The sequence below is a fragment of the Azospirillaceae bacterium genome, assembly GCA_028283825.1.
In the GTDB taxonomy this organism is placed as follows: domain Bacteria; phylum Pseudomonadota; class Alphaproteobacteria; order Azospirillales; family Azospirillaceae; genus Nitrospirillum.
Window position 1 is genome coordinate 1902051 of sequence record JAPWJW010000003.1, and the last position, 22051, is coordinate 1924101.

Here is a 22051-nt window from a genome sequence, read left to right on the forward strand (position 1 = left end):
GGCCATCCCTTACCCAGCACTGGGCCCCGGCTTCGAGGCCACGGCACCCTTTGTCAGGGCGCGCAGCCTGTCCACCTCCCGCAGCAGGCGCAGGGCCAAGGGCCCCGATCCCACCACCGCATGCACCGCATCATCGCGGCCCAGCGCCATGCCCAACTCCCCCCGGTCGAACAAGTCGACCACCGGGATGCCGGGGGACAGCGCGTCCAGCTTGGACCGGCCGTCGGCAGCCCCATCGGACGCCTCCAGCCTGAGCCCTATGCCCGACCGCGTACCAATGGCCCTGGCGCGTAGCGCAGCGGCCACCTTCTCAAACCCCGCCACCGCCTGGCCACCACGCCGGGAAAGCCCGACCATGTCCAGACAGCGGCGACGCAACAGGCCCATCACCTGGGGCCTCAACTCAACCGAGGCCCGCACCGACCGGCGCGCCGCCTTGGCGAACAAACCCTTCGCGACCGCCTTTTCAACCAAGGCGGGGTCCGCCGTCAACCACAGCCCACGTCCGGGCAGGGTTTCCTCCACGTCGGGGACGACCGTGCCGTCGGGACCGACGACAAAACGGATCATCCCGTCCTTGGGGCCGACCACGCCGCTGGCGATGCACCGGCGCAAGGGGCTTTTGGCCCCACCGACCGCCTCCGCCTCGCCTTCCGGCAGCAGGGACTCGTCGGTGTCCGGTATCATCGCCGCGGCGGGCACCATCGGATCAGGCCCCAGCCTCTTCATCCGCGAACCAATGGGCACGCGCCGCCATGATGAGGTTGTTGGCCTCTTCCTCGCTGAAGGCGTCCTTGCCCAGGATTTCGATCAGCTCGTCACCCGCCAGGTCGGCGAAGTCGTCCAGGGTCTTGACGCCCTTCTCACCCAGCTTCACCAGCATGGGCGTGGTCAGGGCTTCAATGGCCGCCACCTCGTCGGTGACACCCAGTTCCTGGCGACGGTTTTCCAGGCGGCTGTTCTGTTCTTCCAGGAAGTTGCGGGCACGTTCCCGCAGTTCCTCGGCCACGTCCTCGTCGAAGGCGTCGATGGAGGTCAGCTCATCGGTTTCGACGTAGGCGATTTCCTCGACCGAGGTGAAGCCTTCCGCAACCAACAGATGGGCGATGACATCGTCAACGTCCAGGGCCTCGATGAACATCTGCGACCGGGTCTTGAATTCCTCGGTGCGACGGTCGGATTCCTCCTGCTCCGTCATGATGTCGATGTCCCAACCGGTCAGCATGGACGCCAGGCGGACGTTCTGGCCACGACGGCCGATGGCCAGCGACAGCTGGTCGTCGGGCACCACCACCTCGATGCGCTTGGTCTCTTCGTCCAGCACCACCTTGGCCACTTCGGCCGGGGCCAGCGCGTTCACCACGAAGGTGGCGGGGTCGCGGCTCCAGGGGATGATGTCGATCTTCTCCCCCTGCAACTCGCCCACCACGGCCTGGACGCGGCTGCCGCGCATGCCGACGCAGGCGCCCACGGGGTCGATGGCGCTGTCGTTGCTGATGACGGCGATCTTGGCGCGGCTGCCCGGGTCGCGGGCCACGGCCTTGATCTCGATGATGCCGTCATAGATTTCCGGCACTTCCTGCTTGAACAGGCCGGCCATGAAGCTGGGATGGGTGCGCGACAGGAAAATCTGCGGGCCACGCGGCTCACGCCGCACGTCGTAGATGAAGGCGCGCACGCGGTCGCCGTTCTTGAAATGCTCGCGCGGCAGGCATTCGTCGCGGCGCAGCACGGCCTCGGCGCGGCCCAGATCGACCGTCACGTTGCCGTATTCCACACGCTTCACCAGGCCGTTGACGATATCGCCCATACGGTCCTTGTACTCGTCGAACTGGCGGTCGCGCTCGGCCTCGCGCACCTTCTGCACGATGACCTGCTTGGCCGTCTGCGCGGCGATGCGGCCGAAATCGATGGGCGGCAGCGGGTCGATCAGGAAATCGCCGACCTTGGCATCCGGGCGCTTGCGCTTGGCCTGGGACACGGTGACCTGAGTCGCCTCGTCCTCGACCGCGTCCACGACCTCGAGATAGCGCATCAGGTGGATGTCGCCGCTCTTGCGGTCAATGCGGGCGCGAATGTCGTGCTCGTGGCCGTACTTTGAACGGCCCGCCTTCTTAATGGCCTCTTCCATCGCCTCGAGCACATGCTCTTTGTCGATGTTCTTCTCGCGGGCGACGGCGTCAGCGACTTGAAGCAGTTCCATCGAAGCGAACCTTGCCTTCTGTTACATCAGTAAGAACGGGTACGAAAAAACAAACCAAAACTCAGTGCTGGTGACGACCTTCAGCCGCCGCCTTCAGCAGCGCGTCGTTCATGACCAGCTTGGCGCGCAGGATCAGGTCGAAGGGCACGGCGGCGGGGCCCGTGGGCATCTCCACCAGCACCTTGCCGTCCTCTACCCCCTTCAGCATGCCGATGAAACGGCGCCGTTCATCCACGGCCTGCGACGTTTCCACCCGCACTTCGAAGCCCGCGTAGCGCTCGAAATCCTTGATGCGGGTCAGCGGCCGGTCGATACCGGGGCTGCTGACCTCCAGCGTGTAGGCGACCTCGATGGGGTCTTCCACGTCCATGAGCGCCGACACCGCGCGGCTGATCTCCGCGCAATCGTCCACCGTCATGGCCGCACCGTCCAGGCGCTCGGCCATCACCTGCAGCGTGGGGCGGGCGTTGCCCGTCAACTGCACGCGCACCAAATCGTACCCCATGGATTCAACCGTGGGGCCGATGATGCCGGTGATGCGGTCGTGAACGTCCATCAATCTCTTCCGGGGTGCGCGCGATCCGCCCGCCCCCGCCCTTGGCTTGGGGACGGATATGGGGCGAAACACGCCCGCCTGACATCGCCGACCCCAGATAATAAAAAAAGTGGGCCAATGGCCCACCCGCAAAGCGTTCCAGCCAGCCACCAGATCGTCGATGGCCGGATCGTTATGAGGATTGCTGCGGCGGATCATAGTCGCCACGGCGTTTTGCGCAAAGGGTTTTCATGCGCCATCCGCCATGTCCCTGGGGAGGTGCAGGCCAGCGTCACCGCCGGTTGTCCCACAACCCACCAGTATTGGTGCCAATAAGAACCACCGAGACCCCATATGGTGTTCGGTCGCCCCTTTGACAAGAGGTATCAAGCCCCCAAACCGGCGGCATGAAAGCTTATTTCATGGCGCTGTAGACCGCGACCGCGGTCGCCGGAGATTTTCGGGGAGCCGAAGGCGGACTGAAAATCGAGGACAAGGCAAGGCCCCGGATGGGGCCGCCCGCCGCCTGAGGGCAAATTTAAAACATGGATTCGATCACGCGGTCGGGCGGCTTGTGACCATCGACGAAGGTCTTGATATTGACGATGACCTTTTCGCCCATATCCTGCCGCCCCTCGATGGTGGCGGACCCCATGTGCGGCAAAAGCACCACGTTGTTCAGCGCCAGCAGCTTGGGATTGACGGCCGGTTCCTGTTCGAACACGTCCAGGCCGGCGGCGCCGATCTCACCCTTCGCCAGCTTGCGCGTCAACTCGTTCTCGTCGATCACCTCGCCGCGCGCGGTGTTGACGATGATGCTGTTGGGGCGCAGCAGGTTCAGGCGCCGGGCGGACAGCAGATGGTACGTCGCCGGCGTGTGCGGGCAGTTGATGGAGATGACGTCCATCCGCGCCAGCATCTGGTCCAGGCTTTCCCAGTAGGTCGCCTCCAGTTCCTGCTCGATCTCGGGATGGACGCGGTGCCGGTTGTGATAGTGGACCGACAGGCCGAAGCCGCGGGCGCGGCGGGCCAGCGCCTGGCCGATGCGGCCCATGCCGACGATGCCCAGGCGCTTGCCCCAGATGCGGGTGCCCAGCATCTGGGTGGGGCCCCAGCCCGTCCACTGGCCGGCGCGGATCAGGCGCTCGCCCTCGCCCACGCGCCGCGCGGTGGCCAGGATCAGGGCCATGGTCATGTCGGCCGTGTCCTCGGTCAGGACGCCCGGCGTGTTGGTGACCATGATGCCGCGCTCACGCGCCGCCTTCAGGTCGATGTGGTCGACGCCGTTGCCGAAATTGGCGATCAGCTTCAACTGCGGTCCGGCGTGGGCCAGGACGGCGGCGTCGATGCGGTCGGTGACGGTGGGGACGACGACGGTGGCGACCCGGAACGCCTCCGCCAGTTCGGCGGGGGGCATGGCGTGGTCGTCGGCGGAAAGCCGGGTGTCGAACAGCTCCATCATCCGCGTCTCGATGACGTCGGGCAGCTTGCGCGTCACGATGACGAGGGGTTTTTTCCGCTCGGACATTGGTTCCTCCCGCGATGGCGTTCCTGCCATAGCAGGGGGGGCGGCGCCTGTCCAGGGGGGCCCGTCCGCACAGCCGTTTCAGAAAGCCGACCCCGGGCCTACCCGGGGGGACGCTTGACCCCGATGCGCGCCCGATCCTTATATGGGGACCGAATTATCAGCTTTTTCACCCAACACCTTTTCGTATCGAAGCGGGGACAGCCTTTGGAACGGTCGCCTATGGTCGGGGTCATCCGGCGCCTTTTGCCGCTCAGCGCCATGGTCCTGGCCCTATCCGCCGGCCCGCTGACGGCATGGGCGGAGGCCGGTCCGGCGAAACCCAGCCCCACCACCGGCCCCATCACGGGTAACGACGGCGACCCGCAGGAGGCCGACCCCCAGACCGACGCCGCCCACCCCGACGCCATCGTGCGCAGCGGCCTGCCCGTGCCGCGCTTCGTCACGCTCCGGTCCAACGAGGTCAACGTGCGCACCGGCCCCGGCGTGCGCTATCCGGTGGAATGGGTGTTCGTGAAGGCGGCCATGCCGGTGGAGATCACGGCGGAGTTCGACACCTGGCGCCGCATCCGCGATGTGGAGGGCACGCAAGGCTGGGTGCACCAGAGCACCCTGTCCGGCCGGCGCGGCATCGTCGTCACCGGCCAGCTGGCACGCACCCTGCGCCGCGACGCCTCCTCCACATCCGAGGCGGTGGCCCAGCTGGACCCTGGCGTCATCGCCAAGCTGCGCAAGTGCAAGGACAGCTGGTGCCAGGTGGACGTCGGCGGTTTCCGCGGCTGGCTGCAACGGGACGAGATATGGGGCGTCTACCCCAAGGAGACTGTCGGCGAATGAGCGATGCCCTGCCCCCGGCGGATGACGCGGCCCTGCGCCAGGCGGTGATCGACACCGCCCGGGCCATGAACACGGTGGGCATCAACCAGGGCAAGGCCGGCAACGTCAGCGCCCGTTGCCAGGGCGGCTTCCTGGTCACACCCTCGGGCGTGCCTTATGACGCGCTGGTGCCGGACAGCATCGTCTTCATGGACCTGGAAGGCCGTTATCGCGGTACTATGGTACCGTCCAGCGAATGGCGCATGCACCTGTCCATCTATCAGGAACGGCCCCAGGCGGGTGCGGTGGTGCACACCCATTCCACCTTCTGCACCACCCTGGCCTGCCTGCGGGAGCGCATCCCGGCCTTCCACTACATGGTGGCCGTGGCCGGTGGCACCAGCATCGAGGTGGCGGACTACGCCACCTTCGGCACGCAGGCCCTGTCGGACGCCATGATGGCGGCGCTGGGTCCCCGCCGCGCCTGCCTGCTGGCCAACCACGGCATGATCGCCTTCGGCGCCGACCTGCGCCGCGCCCTGGACCTGGCGGTGGAGGTGGAGACGCTGGCCCGCCAGTACTGGCACGCCCGCATGATGGGCACGCCCGTCATCCTGGATGAGGGGGAGATGGCGGAAGTAATGCGCCGCTTCGCCACCTACGGCCGCCAGCCCAAGGACTTGGCGCCCGGCACGCCGCAGGCCCTGGAGTTCCCACCCAAACTCGACTGATGGCCCCCTCGAGTTCCCTCAGTCGCCGGGCGCCCGCAGTCGCGGGCTACAGCGGCATGAGCAAGAACTCACGCCGCCGGACCGGGGGAAATTCAACCGATGCGCGCCTGGACGGGCGCTGGCATCGGGATCACAGTGGCACCCAGCGCTGCCCCCTGAGGCGGCGACAAAACAACTGGGAGTGCGCCACCGATGACCGAGAACAGGTCGGACAAGACGTCGCTGGAAACGCCGCCGGGCTATGCCCCGCTGAATGAGACCACCCTGCCCGGATTCCTGGCCACCGTGCCGGCCCTGGCCGCCCGCCTGGGCGGCAGCCCCGCCGACTGGACGGTACGGGAAGTGGGCGACGGCAATCTGAACCAGGTGTTCCTGGTTGAGGGGCCGGGCGCCGACGGCCGGCCCGCGGGCCTGTGCGTCAAGCAGTCCCTGCCCTATCTGCGCCTGGTGGGCGAGGGCTGGCCGCTGGACCTGAACCGCGCCTGGTTCGAGCAGCGGGCCATGGCCCTGCATGCCGCCGGCGCGTCTGGCCGGGCGCCGGTGCTGCTGCACTACGACCCCACGCTGTACACCATCGTGATGGAGCGCCTGAGCCCCCACATCATCCTGCGGCGGGGCATGGTGCAGGGCATCCGCTATCCCCGCCTGGCCGATCATGTCAGCGATTACCTGGCCGGTACCCTGTACGCCACCAGCGACCTGGCCCTGCCCGCTACCCGCAAACGCCCGCTGGTGGCATCTTTCGCCGCCAACGACGCCCTCTGCCGCCTGACGGAGGACGTGATCTTCACCCAGCCCTACATGACCCACCCCCACAACCGCTGGACCAGCCCGCAGCTGGACACCACGGCCAAGGCGGTGCGGGCCGACGCCGACTGGAAGCTGGCGGCCAGCCGGCTGAAGCTGAAGTTCATGGCGGCGCCCGAAGCGCTGATCCACGGCGACCTGCACACCGGATCCATCATGGTGACGGAGACGGACACGCGGGTGATCGATCCGGAATTCGCCTTCTTCGGCCCTATGGGCTTCGATGTCGGCGCCATGATCGGCAATCTGCTGCTGAACTACCTGGCCCAGGACGGGCACGCCACGGAGGAGCATCCGCGCGACGCCTACCAGGACTGGGTGCTGGAAACGGTGGAGGAGTTGTGGACCCTGTTCCGCGCCAAGTTCCTGCACCTGTGGCGCACCAGCGGTGAGGGCGACGCCTATCCCGCTGCATTGTTCGCCGGGCCCGAAGGCACCGCCTGCCTGGAAACGGAGCGCCGCGCCTATCTGGACCGGCTGTTCGCCGACGCCCTGGGCTACGCCGGCGCCAAGATCACCCGCCGCATCCTGGGCTTGGCCCACAACATCGATCTGGAATGGATCGCCGACCCGGACATACGCGCCCTGTCTGAGACCCGCTGCCTGGTCCTGGCCCGGTCGCTGATGGTGGAAACCGGCCGCTACCCCACCATCAAGGCGGTGACGGAGGCCGCCCGCCACGTGCGCCGGACCATCACCACGGTGGGGCCGGTGGATAAGCGGGGGTTGGGGCTGGACGCGATGTAGCACATAGCGGGTGCCAGCATTTGCACAAAATAGAACAATGTTCTTCTAAGATAGAACAATCTGTTCTACGATGATGCCCATGAACGCAGATGACCTTCGATCGCTCCTGAATGAAATTGGCCTTAGTCAGGTCGATCTCGCACACCTCATCGACGTGACGCCCCGGGCAGTAAACCTGTGGATCACGGGACAGAGGGAGATCCCCGGTCCAGCTGCTTCCTATTTGCGCCTCCTGGTGTCCCTGCCTCAAAGCATGCGGACGCTGGAGTTGTCACGATTGAAGGAGGATCAAATGGCGCCTGAGGGAATGTACGGTGTCGCCTTCGCAGGCGTTGACGGAACTGGGCAAGGCGTCCTCGTTGTGAACAATGGGCTTGCCTATGGTTACGACGTGGGTGGCGGGAAATACGATGGCAGCTATACGCCGTCGAAATCGCCCGGCCACATCGATCTCCGTCTACGCGTGACCGTGCCCCCGGGCACCTCATTGGTGCAAGGCGTGCCACCCCAGCCGATGGAATATTCTTTCGACATCACCTGCACCTTGAAGGCACGTGCGGATACGTTCATCCAAGTCCCGACGCCCGTGGCCCCAACCCCCGTACAGGCGCATATTCAGTTCCTGCGTGACATTCCAAACTGAGCCTTTTCCAGCGCAAGGAGAAGCGCCTCAACACGCGCCATCGCCTCGGCATGCGGGATACTGGGTGCCGGATCATCCATGGACGCCCGCACCTTCGCCCGAAACCAGCGGTCATGGTCGGCCGCTGGTTTTTCTATTTCAGGCTCATCATTCATCATTCGCCGCCCTGTCCTTTGATCGCCGCACCTGGTGTTCCGGGAACAGCCCGGCCAGGCCATCCGGTGCGCACACGCCGCGTTCGGTGATCAGGCCGGTCACCAGGCGGGCGGGGGTGACGTCGAAGGCGTAGTTCACCACCGGGCTGCCTTCCGGCACCAGGCGCACGGTTTCCAATTCGCCATGGCCGGCCAGGCCGGTGATGTGCGCCACCTCATCGCCCGACCGTTGCTCGATGGGGATGCCGGTGACGCCGTCGTCCAGGGCCCAATCGATGGTGCTGGACGGCAGCGCCACATAGAAGGGCACGGCGTTGTCCTTGGCGGCCAGGGCCTTCAGGTAGGTGCCGATCTTGTTGGCGACGTCGCCCGTGGCCGTGGTGCGGTCGGTGCCGACGATGACCAGATCCACCAGGCCGTGCTGCATCAGGTGGCCGCCGGTGTTGTCGGGGATGACGGCGTGGGGCACCCCGTGCTGGCCCAGTTCCCAGGCGGTCAGGAAGGCGCCCTGGTTGCGGGGCCGCGTCTCATCCACCCAGACATGCAGGGGAATGCCGGCCTCATGCGCCAGGTAGAGGGGGGCCGTCGCCGTGCCCCAGTCCACCGTGGCCAGCCAGCCGGCGTTGCAGTGGGTCAGCACCCGCACCGGCCGGTCGGGATGGCGGGCGTGGATGGCCTGGATCAGGGGCAGGCCGTGACCGCCGATGGCGCGGCAGATGTCCACGTCCTCATCCGCGATGCTTGCCGCCGCCGCGTACGCACGGGCCCGCCGGTCGGCCGGCGGGGTGGGCAGCAGCACCTCGCGCATATGGTCCAGGGCCCAGCGCAGATTGACGGCGGTGGGCCGGGTGGCCAGCAGCCGGGCATAAGCCCGTTCCACATCGCCGTCCGTCACGCCGGCCCGCATGGCCAGCGCCATGCCGTAGGCCGCCGCCGCCCCGATCAGCGGGGCGCCGCGAACCTGCATGCTGGTGATGGCGTCAGCCATGGCCGCCAGGTCGGACAGGATGCGCGTCTCGAACCGGAAGGGCAGCCGCGTCTGGTCGATGATGCCGACGTCGCCGTCGCCCGCGTCCCAGATGGTGCGCATGGCCTTGCCCGCCACTTTCATCGGTGTCGCTCCCTTTTTTGTTGTCCCTCAGGCGCCGGGCGCGGACATCCGCCCGCTTGGGCTTCCTCAGTTTCCAGTCCGCTACGCTTCCCGGAAACTTCCGGCGCCCGCAGTCGCGGGCTTCAACGACATGAAGCACAGCTTCATGTCGTTGAACTTGACCATCCTGGCGACATGACGCGCAAACGACAAGGCCCCCGGAACCGGGGTTCCGAGGGCCTTTGACGAAGTCGACTGGATGACCGACCCGGCGCGTTTACCGCGGCGCCAGGATCATGATCATCTGCTTGCCTTCCAGCTTGGGCATCTGTTCCACCTTGGCCAGATCGTCCAAGAGGTCCTTCACGCGCACAAGCACGTTCATGCCGAGATCCTGGTGCGCCATTTCACGGCCGCGGAAGCGCATGGTGACCTTCACCTTGTCGCCTTCCTCAAGGAAGCGGCGGGCGGCACGCATCTTCACATCGTAGTCGTTGTCGTCGATGTTCGGACGCAGCTTGATCTCTTTGACTTCGATGATCTTCTGCTTCTTCCGCGCCTCGGCGGCCTTCTTCTGCGCCTCGTACTTGAACTTGCCGTAGTCGAGGATTTTGCAGACGGGCGGCTCGGCGTTCGGCGAAACCTCGACCAAGTCGAGGCCGGCCTCTTCGGCGGCGATCAGCGCATCGCGCAGTGTAACGACACCAACCATCTCGCCTTCGGCGTCGATGAGGCGGACGGAACGAGCGTTGATCTCCCGATTGACGCGGGGGCCCTCACGGGTGGGGGCCGATTCTTGGGTGGGCCTGGCTATGGAACCTTCTCCCTGGTTTACAGTGGCCGCCGGATGGTTCGGGCCCCGGTCGGGGCGGGCGGCATCACCGGTTCGAAAAAGACGTAGAAGAGTACTTGTAAGAAAAGACGGGGCGGCGCAACTGCGGATTTGGCTTACCGGCCCCGTCCAACGCTGGTCAGACCATAATTATCCTCAGAACGCGGTGTCCGTCACTCCCCCCGAAGGGACAGGGGCTTGCGCTTCCTGGCTAAGCGCCGCCACGGCGTCGTCCAGCGACATCAGTTCCTGGTCCTTGCCGCCCAGGCGACGTAGGGCCACGGTGCGGTTCTCCGCCTCGCGCCCGCCGACCACCACCATGACCGGCACCTTGGCCAGCGAATGCTCGCGGACCTTCAGGTTGATCTTCTCATTGCGGATGTCGGTTTCGACCCGCAGGCCGGCCCGGCGCAACGTGGCCGCCACTTCCTTGGCATAGTCGTCGGCATCCGAAACGATGGTGGCCACCACCGCCTGCACCGGCGCCAGCCACAGCGGGAACTTGCCGGCGTAATGCTCGATCAGCATGCCGATGAAACGCTCCAGCGAGCCCAGGATGGCCCGGTGCAGCATCACCGGCCGGTGCCGCTGGCTGTCCGCCCCGATGTAGGAGATGTCCAGCCGTTCCGGCAGGACAGCATCATACTGAAGCGTGCCGCACTGCCAGGTGCGGCCGATGGCGTCGGTCAGGTGGAATTCCACCTTGGGGCCGTAGAAGGCCCCCTCCTCCGGCAGTTCCTCGAACGGCAGGCCGGCGGCGTTCAGCGCGTCGCGCAGCGCCGTCTCGGCCATGTCCCAGGTCTCGTCGGAACCGGCGCGGACCGGCGGACGCAGCGCCAGCTTCACGTCGATCTTCTCAAAGCCCAGTTCCTGGTACACGCCCAGCTGCAGCTTGAAATACTCGGCCGCTTCCGACGCCGCCTGTTCGGGCGTGCAGAAGATGTGGGCGTCGTCCTGGGTGAAGGCGCGGACGCGCAGGATGCCGTGCAGCGCGCCCGAGGGCTCGTTGCGGTGGCAGGCGCCGAATTCCGCCATGCGCAGCGGCAGGTCGCGGTAGCTTTTCAGGCCCTGGCGGAAGATCTGGGCGTGGGCCGGGCAGTTCATGGGCTTCACCCCTAAGAACTTCTCATGCCCCTCGGCATCCACCGACTCCCGGATCTTGAACATGTTGTCGCCATACATGTCCCAGTGGCCCGACGCCTTGAACAGGCTGCTGTCGTACAGCTGCGGCGTGCGCACCTCGACATAGTCGGCGGCGCGCAGCTTGGCCCGGATGTAGTTTTCCAGCGTGCGGTACAGGGTCCAGCCCTTGGCGTGCCAGAAGACGCTGCCCGCCGCCTCTTCCTGCAGATGGAACAGGTCCATCTCGCGGCCCAGCTTGCGATGGTCGCGCTTTTCCGCTTCCTCGATCTGGTGCAGGTGTTCCGCCAGCTCCTTCTCCGTCCGCCAGGCGGTGCCGTAGATGCGCTGGAGCATGGGGTTGCGGCTGTCGCCGCGCCAATAGGCGCCCGCCACCTTCATCAGCTTGAAGGCGTGGCCGACCTTGGAGGTGGACGGCAGGTGGGGGCCGCGGCAGAGGTCGTACCAGTCGCCCTGGCGATAGATGGTGATCTTCTCGCCCGCCGGGATGTCGCCGATGATCTCGGCCTTGTAATGCTCACCGATCGACTTGAAGTGGGCGATGGCCTCGTCCCGGTCCCATTCCTCACGGGTGAAGGGGCGGTCGGCGTCCACGATCTCGTGCATGCGCTTCTCGATCTTCACCAGATCGTCGGGCGTGAACGGCTCGGCGCGCGCGAAGTCGTAGTAGAAGCCGGTGGCGATGGACGGGCCGATGGTCACCTGGGTGCCGGGGTACAGCTGCTGCACCGCCTCGGCCAGGATGTGGGCGCTGTCGTGGCGGATCAGTTCCAGGGCGTAGGGCGCGTCGCGCGTCAGGATCGCGACCTTGGCGTCGGCCAGGATGGGACGCGTCAGATCCCATTCCGCCCCGTCCACCGTCACGGCCAGGGCGGCCTTCGCCAGGCTCTTGGAGATCGACTGCGCGATTTCCAAGCCAGTGACGCCCACCGCGTAAGTTCGCACGTTGCCATCGGGCAACGTGATCGCGATCTGGGGCTGGTCAAGGTTTTCAGCGGTCGTCATGGCGTTCAGGGTTTGTCCAAATTGAGGAAGGGCGACTTTGGGTAGCGGGGGCGGAACTGTCAAGGCCCGGGCCCGGGGGTAAGCCGGCTGGTGAGGCTGTGGGGCCGCATGGCTGTGTCCCTCAGGGCACAGCGGTACGCAACATTGGAACAAAACACCTTCAGAACAGCATGCCGCCGCCTTCGGGCGCGTCCTCCAGGGCCGTGTCGCCGGGGGCCACGTCCGGCGTAGCGCGCAGGCGCAGGGCGCTTTCCACCGCGTCCACGTCCAGATCGCCCAGGTCCAGGCTTTTGATCCAGGCCGCGTCCGGCCCCCAGGGGGCGGAGCGGGCGGGATCGGTGTGATGCGACATCAGCATCAGGGTCGGGCAGCCCAGGGCCGCCGTCAGGAAGATGGGGCCGGTGTCGTTGCCGACGGCACCCCGCGCCAGACGCGCCAGCCCGCCCAACTGGCCCAGGCTGGTGCGGCCCACCAGGTCCACCGCCCACGGACAATCCTTGACGATGGCGCGGGCGGCATCGCCGTCGGCGTCCGTGCCCACCACCACCGGCACCAGGCCGCGATCAGTGAGGCGGCGGCCCAGGGCGGCGTAGCGTTCCGCCGGCCAGCGCTTGTGCGGCAGATGGGGGGAGCATCCCGGCACCAACAGGACGAACGGCCCCTCGGGCGCCAATGCTGAAACATCGCCGTCCAGCCAGCCCAGATCGGCCGGCCCGGTGTCCGCCACGCCGGCGGCATCCAGCTGAAGGCGGTAACGGTCGTGGTTGTGCAGACCCGCCACCGGGGGCAGCGGAAAGGCGGCCCCCTTGGCGGCACCGGACCACAGGGGGCGTTTCCCCGGGCCCATCAGCCAGAAATAGCGCGCCGTGCGCGGCTTGTTCTGCAAATCATAGATGTGGTCGAAACCCGCCCGGCGCAAGCGGGCCCGCATGCGCAGGTAGGCCAGCGGCGACGCGCTGCGCGCATCGTCCCACACCTCATCGAACCAGGGCATGGCCCGGCCGAAGCCGGTGAAGGCGGTGCCGGTCAACAGGGTGATGGAAGCGTCGGGATGCCGGTGGCGGATGGACTGGAAGGCGTCGAAGCACTGCACCAGGTCGCCCAGGGCACCCAGGCGGATGACCAGGACGCGGCCGCCCTGCGCCGTCACGAACGCGCCTTGCGATAGGCGGCCATGCCGGTGGTGGCGCGCAGGTGCAGCAGCTCGGCATAAACCGCCAGCGTGCTGTCGCACATGCGTTCGCGGGTGTAGTTGGCCAGCACGAAGCGGCGGGCGTCGGCGGCCAGGGCGCGGCGCTGCAAGGCGTCCAGGTTCAGCGCCTCACCGATGGCGGCGGCCATGGTGGCGGGGTCGTTTGGGGGCACCACCAGGCCGGTTTCACCATCCACCACGGTTTCCTCAACCGCGCCATGGTTGGTGACGATGACCGGCTTGCCCATGGCCTGGGCCTCCACGATCACGCGGCCGAAGGCCTCGGGCCGGGACGACGCGCTGACCACCACATCGGACAGCAGGTAGGCGGCCGCCATGTCGTTGCAATGGTCGGCGATGGTCACCTGGCCTTCCAGGCCCAGAGCCCGGATGCGGGCGACCAGTTCGGCGCGGTATTCGGTGCGGCCCTGGTCCGACCCCACCAGCACGGCGCGCACGTCGTCGCGCTTCAGCAGGGCGATGGCCTCGATCAGGTCCAACTGGCCCTTCCAGCGGGTCAGGCGGCCGGGCAGCAGGACGATACGCTGGTCTTCCGGCAGGCGCCAGTCGCGCGCCAGCTTGATCAGGCGTTCCTGGCTGACCCGGTCGGGGTCCAGGTTCAGGGTGTCGACGCCGCGCGGGATGGTGCGCAGGCGGTCTGGCCCCACGCCGTAGTTGGCGGCCACATGGTCGGCCACGAAGCGCGACACGGCGATGACCCGGTCGCCCCGGCCCATGACGCTGTTGTAGCGGCGCTTCAGCTTGCCCTTGAAACCGTACGGCGCGTGGAAGGTGGTGACGAAGGGGATGCCGGTGCGGCGTGCCGCGATCCAGGCGCTCCACGCCGGCGCGCGCGAGCGGGCATGGATGATGTCCACGCCGCGCGTGCGGATGATCTCTTCCAGCTTGGCGGCGTTGCGCCAGATGGTGAAGGGGTTCTTGGACGCCAGCGGCAGGGTGATGTGTTCCGCCTTGTAGCGTTCCAGTTCGCGCGCCATGGGCCCGCCGCCTGACGCCACCAGGGCCGTGCCGCCGGCGCGCATGAGGGCCGCCGCCATGTCGACGCAACCCCGCTCCGCCCCGCCGGTCACCAGGCTGGGGATGACCTGCAGCACCACGGGCCGCCCGCCGCCGAACCACCCCGCCGCTGCCGTCGTGGCACCATCGGGAATGGACCCGTCGGGCGGGGTCCCGGCATTGCCGGTGTCGATTGAGGCCGTTAGGGTGCCGGATGTGTGGGGGAGCGTCATCTGGGGAAGGCAAGCATGGCGGATACGTCGATACATAGCGTACAGCGGGGGGCCGCCACCATAGCCTATCGACGCACGCTCGGCCGTGGCCCCGGAATTGTCTTCCTGGGTGGGCTGAAGTCCGACATGACGGGAGCCAAAGCCACCACCCTGGAGGCCTACGCCCAGGCCCGGGGGCATGCCTTCGTCCGTTTCGACTACCAGGGCCACGGGGCGTCCAGCGGCGACTTCCGCGACGGCACCATCGGCACCTGGGCCGAAGACGCGATCGCCGTGCTGGACACGGTGACCGAGGGGCCGCAAATCCTGGTGGGGTCCAGCATGGGCGGCTGGATCATGCTGCTAGCCGCCAGGGCACGGCTGGGCCGCGTGCACGCCCTGGTGGGCATCGCCCCGGCACCTGACTTCACCGAACGCCTGATGTGGGCGCGCATGGATCCGGAAGCGCGCGCCGCCCTGGTGCGCGACGGTGAATGGCGCCAGCCCTCGCTGTACGACGATGCGGGTTACCCCATCACCCGCACGCTGATCGAGGATGGCCGGCGCCACCTGCTGCTGGACAGCCCACTGGAATTGCCGGTGCCCGTGCGCCTGATCCACGGCCAGCGCGACGCGGACGTGCCGTGGCGAACCAGCCTGGATTTGGCGGCCACCCTGTCGCACGACGACGTGCGCGTCACCCTGGTGAAGGACGGTGACCACCGCCTGTCCCGCCCCCAGGATTTGGACCTGATCGCCGCCACGGTGGGCGCGTTGCTGGAGACCACGCCATGCTGAACCGCCGCCATCTGCTGCTGGCCGGTGCCGCCCTGCCCCTGGCCGCGTCCTTTCCGGCGGTCGCCAAGGGCAACCCCGACGCCATCATCGACGCCTATGTCCGGGACACCGGCTTCCAGGGTGTGGTCATGCTGGGTCGCAACGGACATGCCGACTACACCCGGGTCATCGGCTTCGCGGATATCGAGGCGGGGGTGCCGGCCAAGGCCGATACGCTCTACGGCATCGCCTCCATCTCCAAATGGCTGACCAGCGTGACGGTGCTGAAGCTGGTGGAACGGGGGCTGCTGGATCTGGACGCCCCCATCACCAAGGCGCTGCCGGACTATCGCGCCGACACCGGCGCCAAGGTCAGCCTGCGCCGCCTGCTGTGCAACGCCAGCGGCGTGCCCAACCTGTTCACGTCCGCCATCAAGGCCGATCCCGCCCTGTTCCGCACCCCGCTGACGACGGCGGAGGCGGTATCAAAGTTCTGTCTGGGCGACCTGGCGTTCGAGCCCGGGACCAGGTTCGACTACGCCCTGACCAACTGGATCCTGGTGGTGGCCATGGTGGAGCGGGTGACCGGCCTGCCCTTCCAGGCGGCGGTGCGGTCCATCACCCTGGAACCGTTGGGCCTGGCCGCGACATCGGCCACCGACGCGGCGTTCGCCGCGGCCGCCGCCTCATACCGCACGGTGACGCCGCCGGAACGCTGGCCCAATGACCGCCAGGCCTATATGGCGGCGGCCGGCGGTTACTTCAGCACGGCCCCCGACCTGATGCGCGCGGCCCACCTGATCTTCGACACGGGCTTCCTGACGCCCGCGTCGCGCCGCCAGCTGACGACGGTGGAGGTTCCGAGCGAATCCTACGCCCTGGGCGGCAGGGTGCGGACCCTGTCCATCGACGGCAAGACAGTGCCCGCCGGGTGGGAGACGGGCCGGACGGCCGGCTATCGTTCCGTCCTGGGGCATCGCCTGGACGGCAAGCGGACGGTGGTCATCCTGAACAACACCGGCCTGTCGCAGAAAACCATGGACCAGTTCGCCGACGCCCTGCTGGGTGCGGCACCACGGACATGAGGCGCCACGAAATTCAGTTCGCGCCGTTATAGCCCGCGACTGCGGGCACCGGAGATTTTTGGGGAGCCGAAGGCGGACTGAAAATCGAGGACAAGGCAAGGGCCCGGATGGGCCCGCCCGCCGTCTGAGGGAACGCGAACTAACGCTTGCGCCTGCGAAAGCGCAGGTACACCGGCACGCGGCCGGCCTCCAGCGCCTTCTGTTCGTAGCGGGTCTGGACCCAGTCGGCCGGCGGCACGCGCCAGTCGGCGGCGGATGTCGCCAGCCATTCCAGCTCCGGCCAGCGCCAGGCATGTTCCAGCATCCAGCGGCACAGCTGGGGATCGTCGGTCGCCAGGCGCAGTTCCGCCCCGTCCTTCAACACGCGGGCGATGCGCGGCAGGTTGGCCGGGCCGACGAAACGGCGTTCGGCATGACGCAGCTTGGGCCAGGGGTCGGCGAACAGCACGAACAGGCGGCCCACGCTGGCCTCGGGCAGGGCGTCCAGGATGGGGCGGGCGTCATCGGGGCAGATGCGCAGGTTGGCCGTCAGGTCGCGCGCCTCGACATGCTGCAGCAGGCCGGCGACGCCGTTGATGAACGGCTCACACCCGATGAAGCCGATGTCGGGATTGCTGGCCGCCTGTTCGGCCAGATGCTCGCCACCGCCGAACCCGACCTCGAACCACAGGTCGCGCTTAGGCGTGGCGAACAGGGTGCTTGGGTCCAACGGGCCGCCATCGGCGGGGGGATCCAGCTGCAACCGGGGCAGCAGGTCCTCGATCAGCGAGGTCCGGTGCTGGCGCAGGGGCCGGCCCCGGCGGCGGCCGTACAGCAGGGTGCGGTGCTGGGCGGAACTGTCATCGGTCATGATGGGATCGGGATGTGCGGCCACAGAAAAGCCAAGGGCCTTGGCGATCAGGTGATCGGCCAAGGCCCCGGCATCAGAACGGGCGAACCCTTAGAACGCGCGCTTCAGCTCGTCCACCAGATCCAGCTTCTCCCACGAGAAGCCGCCGTCGGCGTCGGGCGTGCGGCCGAAATGGCCGTAGGCCGCCGTGCGGGCGTAGATGGGACGGTTCAGCTTCAGATGCTCCCGGATGCCGCGGGGGCTGAGGTTCATCAGCTCACGCAGCACACCGGCCAGCTTTTCCTCATCCACCCGGCCGGTGCCGGCGGTGTCGATGTAGACCGACAGCGGGTGCGACACGCCGATGGCGTAGCTGAGCTGGATGGTGCAGCGGTCGGCCAGGCCGGCGCCGACCACGTTCTTGGCCAGGTAGCGCGCGGCGTAGGCGGCCGAGCGGTCCACCTTCGTCGGGTCCTTGCCGGAGAAGGCGCCGCCGCCGTGCGGGGCGGCACCGCCGTAGGTGTCGACGATGATCTTGCGACCGGTCAGGCCGGCGTCGCCGTCCGGGCCGCCGATGACGAAGCGGCCGGTCGGGTTGACGTAGAAGTGCGCCTCATCGCACATCCAGCCTTCCGGCAGCACCTTCAGCACGTGCGGGCGCACGATCTCGCGCACGGCGTCCTGGTCCAGGCCCTCGGCATGCTGGGTGGACACGACGACGGAGGTGGCGCGCACCGGCTTGCCGTCCACGTACTGCAGGCTGACCTGGCTCTTGGCGTCGGGCGCCAGTTCCTTGACACCGCCGTGGCGGGCGTCGGCCAGCGACTTCAGGATGCGGTGGGAATAGTGGATGGGCGCCGGCATCAGATCGTCGGTCTCGCGGCAGGCGTAACCGAACATGATGCCCTGGTCGCCGGCCCCCTCGTCCTTGTTGCCGGCGGCGTCCACGCCCACGGCGATGTCGGCCGACTGGGCGTGCAGCAGGATTTCGATTTCCGCCGTGTTCCAGTGGAAACCATCCTGCTCGTAGCCGATGGCCTTGACGGTCTGACGGGCGACACCCTCGACCTCGCGCAGCAGGCCCTCGGGCCCGCGCACTTCACCGGCGATGACGATGCGGTTGGTGGTGGCCAGCGTTTCGCAGGCGACACGGGCGTAGGGATCCTGAGCCAGGAACAGATCGACCACGCCATCCGAGATTTGATCGCAGACCTTATCCGGATGACCTTCGGAAACGGACTCGCTGGTGAAGACGTAATTGGATTGGGCCACGGGATCGCCTCGGCTTATTTACGACGGCTATTTACGGAAAACGGCATGTGATATGGACAAAAAACGCCGCTTGGCGTGCAACGGCCAAGCGGCGTTTTTTCGCAGGCTTCTACAGAGCGGTCAAGGGGCAGCCCCTATCACGCCACATCTGCCACAGATTCCACACCGGAATTGGCAACCGCCTTGGTCAGTTCGAACAGGCGCTTGCGCACGGCGGGATCGGCGATGCGGTAATAAGCGCGAACCAATTCAAGGGTTTCGCGCTTGGCCATCGGGTCGGCGTCGAAGCCCATGTCGGGCAGCGCCTCGTCCACGATGTCAGCGGGGTTGTCGCCCGCCATGTCGTCGAAGAAGAAGGAGACGGGGACGTCCAGCACGCGCGACAGGTCGAACAGGCGTGACGCGCCGATGCGGTTGGCGCCGCGCTCATACTTCTGCACCTGCTGGAAGGTCAGGCCGATGGCCTCGCCCAGCTTCTCCTGGCTCATGCCCAGCAGGGTGCGGCGCAAGCGCACGCGGCTGCCGACATGAACGTCGATCGGGTTGGGCTTTCCGATCCGCGGTCGCCCACCGGTGGAGCGGCGGACCTCTACTTCAGTCTCCATGATCCAAATCCTTACGTTACGGATCGATTACGACCCTAAGACAGGCGTTGCGGGGTGGTCAAGGTGCCGGCCTGCATCCCACCGTCCCGCTTCCTGGCCCTTGTTTCGGTGCGTTCCCTTCCCCTGGGGGCAGCCCCCAACGTCGCGGAACTTGGCCTCATGGTACGGCGGCGGAACCCATCCCGGTTCATGGATCACAACCCGGGATATGCATGGCCCCCAAGCCACCGACCACTTCGCCTCAAAGGCCCTGCCTGCCTTGATACATCCGAAGCGTGAAAAAATAGATAACGCCCAATACAGCCAAGAGTAAAGCCGCCAAGGGGGCATCACCCCATCGGGCATAAGGTGTAGGCGCCGGTATAGACTGCGGTAACGGAAGGTCGAGGACTCCCTGGGTCCCTAGCGCCAAATGACCCAATACGCGCCCATAGGGATCTACCACGGCCGAAATACCCGTGTTGGCGGCGCGCACCAGGGGCAGGCCTTCCTCGATGGCGCGCATGGTGGCGATGGCCAGGTGCTGGTGCGGCCCCGCCGTCTGGCCGTACCAGGCGTCGTTGGTGACGTTCAGCAGCCATTGCGGGCGCTGGGCATCCTTCGTCCCCGCCTCCTGCGCCGTGACGGCGCCGGGGAAGATGACCTCGTAACAGATCAGGGGGCTGACCGGCGGCAGGCCCGGCAGGTCCAGGGTGCGCGGGCCGGCCCCCGCCCCCAGGATGGAGTTCGACGGCGCCACCAGCGCCACCGCGCGCAGGGGCAGCCAATGGCGGAAGGGCGTGTATTCGCCGAAGGGCACCAGGTGGGCCTTGTCGTAATGGTCCAGCGCCCGGCCCTGGTCGTTCACCACCACCAGGCTGTTCCAATAGGTGTCGGTATTGTCCTGCGCCCCGGGCGACCCGGCGGGCGTCAGGCGCAGGCTGCCGGTCAGGGTCAGGCCGCCGGGCGGCGTCACCTGGGCGACGGCCTTCAGCAGTTCAGGCTCATCCTCCAGCAGGTAGGGCACGGCCGTTTCCGGCCAGACCAGGGTGGTGACGGGTGCGGCCCCCGGCGGCTGCGGCTGGCGCGACAGGGCCAGCAGCAGGCGGACATGGTCCAGTTCCGTGTCCGCGTTCCACTTGTCGCTCTGCGCGATGTTGGGCTGCACCAGGCGCAGCGTGATACCCGGCACCAGCGGGGCCTCGCCCGCCGGCACGCGGATAATGCCGTAGACGGCCATCGCCATCACCAGGGCCAGGCCCGCCGCCGGCGCCCCCCAAGGCCGGCGCCCGCCATCCGCCAGCACGGCCGCCAGGCTGGCCGGCAGCACCGTCAACAGGGACAGGCCGTAGACGCCCACCAGGGCACCCATCTGCGCCGGGCCCGGCAGGCCGACCCAGGCATAACCCATCAGGTTCCAGGGAAAACCGGTGAAGGCGTGGCCGCGCGCATATTCCACCACCGTCCACAGCACGGCGAACAGCAGGCAGCGCGCGACGCCGCCCAGGCGGAAATGCCGCACCAGCGCCCACCAGGCCAGCGTGCCGGTGCCTACGAACAAGCCCAGCAGGAAGGGCAGCCCGGCCACGGCGAAGGGCAGCATGGCCCAGAAGCGGGGGAAGACCAGCAGTGCCGCCCCCACCCAATAGAGGCCCAGCACGAAATGACCGAAGGCGAAGGCCAGGCCGGTCCAGAAGGCCTGGGCCGGCCGCTCCACCCCGTCCAGCAGCCAGATCAGCCCGGGAAAGGCCAGCCACAGCACCGGCACGGCGTTGATGGGCGGCATGGCCAGGGTGGCCAGCCCGCCCAGCAGGGCGGCCAGGCCCAGGCGCCGCCATCGGCCGGCCCCGCGCATGCGGGTGGCGAGGCGGGCCAGGCGATCAGGCAGGCTCACGATAGGGGGAATCTCCGCTTCGGAAAGGCGGCTCAGGATCCGGTCGCCAGCGACGCGTCCAGGCCGGTTCTGGCCGGCAGGTTGCGCACCCGCAGCCGCTTGATGTGGCGGGGGTCGGCGTCCACCACCTCGAACTCGATGCCCGAGGGATGGACCAGCGTCTCACCCCGGCGGGGAATGCGGCCGGCCAGCGAGAACACCAGGCCACCCAAGGTATCGACCTCTTCGCGTTCCTCATCATCCAGGACGGGGCCGACGCGGGCCTCGAATTCCTCCAGCGGCAGGCGGGCGTCGACGATCAGCGTGCCGTCGGGACGTTCGATGATGCGCGGCTGCACCGCCTCATCATGTTCGTCCTCGATCTCGCCGACGATCTCCTCCACCAGATCCTCAATGGTGACCAGGCCGTCGATGCCGCCGAATTCATCCACCACCAGGGCCATGTGCTGGTGCGCCTGGCGCATGTGCAGCAGCAGGTCCAGGATGGGCATGCTGGGCGCCACGATCTGCACCTCGCGCACGATGGCGGCCAGGTCGAAGGGGCGCTGGTCGGCCACCACCGCCAGCACGTCCTTGATGTGCACCATGCCGATCACGTCATCCAGGGTTTCCCGGTAGACCGGCATGCGGGAGTGCGCATCCTCCGAAAAACGGCGGATCAGGTCGTTCAGGCTGATCGAGATCTCGATACCCAGGATGTCGGCGCGGGGGACCATGATGTCCACCACCGCGCGGCCGCGCAGCTTCAGGATGTTGGCCAGTAGCACGCGTTCGTTGCCGCCGACCGAGGTTTCATCCGCGCTGGTTTCCTCGATCAATTCTTCGATGGTGTCGCGCAGCGTGGGGTCCACGCGCCCGCCCAGGGCGGCACGCAGCCAGCCCCGGAATTGCTGGGTCAATGACCCGTGATCTTCCGCCCCGTCTTCACGGGGCGTTCGACTGTCGGAAAGGTCGGCCATT

21 protein-coding genes are annotated in these 22051 nt (G+C 67.4%); 6 read left to right on the plus strand and 15 right to left on the minus strand.

From position 1 onward, the window contains the following. Nucleotides 1-9 precede the first annotated feature (9 nt). From PW843_20585 to PW843_20600, 4 genes are all read right to left on the minus strand, one after another. A complete protein-coding gene (locus PW843_20585; protein MDE1148971.1) occupies nucleotides 10-705 on the minus strand; it encodes an RNA-binding protein in 696 nt (231 codons plus the stop codon). Between the two features lie 4 nt (nucleotides 706-709). Then, on the minus strand, nucleotides 710-2203 hold the full coding sequence (nusA, locus tag PW843_20590) for a transcription termination factor NusA (GenBank protein ID MDE1148972.1): 1494 nt from the start codon (nucleotides 2201-2203) through the stop codon (nucleotides 710-712). Nucleotides 2204-2264: 61 nt separating this feature from the next. Beyond that, complete coding sequence (gene rimP / locus PW843_20595) at nucleotides 2265-2759, minus strand: ribosome maturation factor RimP (GenBank protein ID MDE1148973.1); 495 nt, start codon at nucleotides 2757-2759, stop codon at nucleotides 2265-2267. A 517-nt stretch (nucleotides 2760-3276) separates the two neighbouring features. After that, nucleotides 3277-4266, minus strand: a complete 990-nt coding sequence (locus PW843_20600) for a D-glycerate dehydrogenase (protein ID MDE1148974.1) — start codon at nucleotides 4264-4266, stop codon at nucleotides 3277-3279. Nucleotides 4267-4485: 219 nt separating this feature from the next. On the opposite strand from PW843_20600, the gene PW843_20605 reads away from it, so the two are divergent. From PW843_20605 to PW843_20620, 4 genes are all read left to right on the plus strand, one after another. Then, nucleotides 4486-5100 carry an SH3 domain-containing protein gene (locus tag PW843_20605; protein ID MDE1148975.1) on the plus strand — a complete coding sequence of 205 codons (615 nt, stop codon included), beginning with the start codon at nucleotides 4486-4488 and terminating at the stop codon, nucleotides 5098-5100. Further along, a complete protein-coding gene (locus PW843_20610) occupies nucleotides 5097-5810 on the plus strand; it encodes a class II aldolase/adducin family protein (protein MDE1148976.1) in 714 nt (237 codons plus the stop codon). The genes PW843_20605 and PW843_20610 overlap by 4 nt, the downstream gene beginning before the upstream one ends. Nucleotides 5811-6002: 192 nt before the next feature. After that, on the plus strand, nucleotides 6003-7364 hold the full coding sequence (mtnK, locus tag PW843_20615; protein ID MDE1148977.1) for an S-methyl-5-thioribose kinase: 1362 nt from the start codon (nucleotides 6003-6005) through the stop codon (nucleotides 7362-7364). Between the two features lie 79 nt (nucleotides 7365-7443). Further along, complete coding sequence (locus tag PW843_20620) at nucleotides 7444-8007, plus strand: helix-turn-helix transcriptional regulator (protein ID MDE1148978.1); 564 nt, start codon at nucleotides 7444-7446, stop codon at nucleotides 8005-8007. Here PW843_20620 and PW843_20625 read toward each other — a convergent pair. From PW843_20625 to PW843_20650, 6 genes are all read right to left on the minus strand, one after another. Then, nucleotides 7980-8165 carry an antitoxin gene (locus PW843_20625; protein MDE1148979.1) on the minus strand — a complete coding sequence of 62 codons (186 nt, stop codon included), beginning with the start codon at nucleotides 8163-8165 and terminating at the stop codon, nucleotides 7980-7982. The genes PW843_20620 and PW843_20625 overlap by 28 nt on opposite strands. After that, nucleotides 8155-9273, minus strand: a complete 1119-nt coding sequence (gene mtnA / locus PW843_20630; GenBank protein ID MDE1148980.1) for an S-methyl-5-thioribose-1-phosphate isomerase — start codon at nucleotides 9271-9273, stop codon at nucleotides 8155-8157. Before mtnA ends, PW843_20625 begins: the two co-directional genes overlap by 11 nt. A 256-nt stretch (nucleotides 9274-9529) precedes the next feature. Beyond that, a complete protein-coding gene (gene infC, locus PW843_20635; protein ID MDE1148981.1) occupies nucleotides 9530-10066 on the minus strand; it encodes a translation initiation factor IF-3 in 537 nt (178 codons plus the stop codon). Between the two features lie 174 nt (nucleotides 10067-10240). Beyond that, entirely contained in the window at nucleotides 10241-12229 is a 1989-nt protein-coding gene (thrS, locus tag PW843_20640; protein MDE1148982.1) for a threonine--tRNA ligase, read from the minus strand. 160 nt (nucleotides 12230-12389) lie between these two features. Next, on the minus strand, nucleotides 12390-13379 hold the full coding sequence (locus PW843_20645; GenBank protein MDE1148983.1) for a glycosyltransferase family 9 protein: 990 nt from the start codon (nucleotides 13377-13379) through the stop codon (nucleotides 12390-12392). Then, the gene (locus PW843_20650; protein ID MDE1148984.1) at nucleotides 13376-14671 is read right to left on the minus strand and encodes a glycosyltransferase family 4 protein; all 1296 of its coding nucleotides are present in this window, start codon (nucleotides 14669-14671) and stop codon (nucleotides 13376-13378) included. The genes PW843_20645 and PW843_20650 overlap by 4 nt, the downstream gene beginning before the upstream one ends. A gap of 126 nt (nucleotides 14672-14797) precedes the next feature. On the opposite strand from PW843_20650, the gene PW843_20655 reads away from it, so the two are divergent. Both PW843_20655 and PW843_20660 read left to right on the plus strand, forming a co-directional pair. Then, on the plus strand, nucleotides 14798-15448 hold the full coding sequence (locus PW843_20655; GenBank protein ID MDE1148985.1) for an alpha/beta fold hydrolase: 651 nt from the start codon (nucleotides 14798-14800) through the stop codon (nucleotides 15446-15448). After that, the gene (locus PW843_20660; GenBank protein ID MDE1148986.1) at nucleotides 15442-16512 is read left to right on the plus strand and encodes a serine hydrolase; all 1071 of its coding nucleotides are present in this window, start codon (nucleotides 15442-15444) and stop codon (nucleotides 16510-16512) included. Before PW843_20655 ends, PW843_20660 begins: the two co-directional genes overlap by 7 nt. A 139-nt stretch (nucleotides 16513-16651) precedes the next feature. Here PW843_20660 and PW843_20665 read toward each other — a convergent pair whose 3' ends face one another. The 5 genes from PW843_20665 to PW843_20685 form a co-directional block, all read right to left on the minus strand. Next, the gene (locus tag PW843_20665) at nucleotides 16652-17362 is read right to left on the minus strand and encodes a tRNA (guanine(46)-N(7))-methyltransferase TrmB (protein ID MDE1148987.1); all 711 of its coding nucleotides are present in this window, start codon (nucleotides 17360-17362) and stop codon (nucleotides 16652-16654) included. Nucleotides 17363-17452: 90 nt separating this feature from the next. Further along, nucleotides 17453-18613 (minus strand): methionine adenosyltransferase, encoded by a 1161-nt coding sequence (gene metK / locus PW843_20670; GenBank protein ID MDE1148988.1) that lies wholly within the window; start codon nucleotides 18611-18613, stop codon nucleotides 17453-17455. A 137-nt stretch (nucleotides 18614-18750) separates the two neighbouring features. Then, nucleotides 18751-19218 (minus strand): helix-turn-helix transcriptional regulator, encoded by a 468-nt coding sequence (locus PW843_20675; protein ID MDE1148989.1) that lies wholly within the window; start codon nucleotides 19216-19218, stop codon nucleotides 18751-18753. A 241-nt stretch (nucleotides 19219-19459) separates the two neighbouring features. Then, nucleotides 19460-21091 (minus strand): apolipoprotein N-acyltransferase, encoded by a 1632-nt coding sequence (gene lnt, locus PW843_20680; GenBank protein ID MDE1148990.1) that lies wholly within the window; start codon nucleotides 21089-21091, stop codon nucleotides 19460-19462. 32 nt (nucleotides 21092-21123) lie between these two features. Further along, entirely contained in the window at nucleotides 21124-22050 is a 927-nt protein-coding gene (locus PW843_20685) for a hemolysin family protein (GenBank protein ID MDE1148991.1), read from the minus strand. Between the last annotated feature and the right edge of the window lies 1 nt (nucleotide 22051).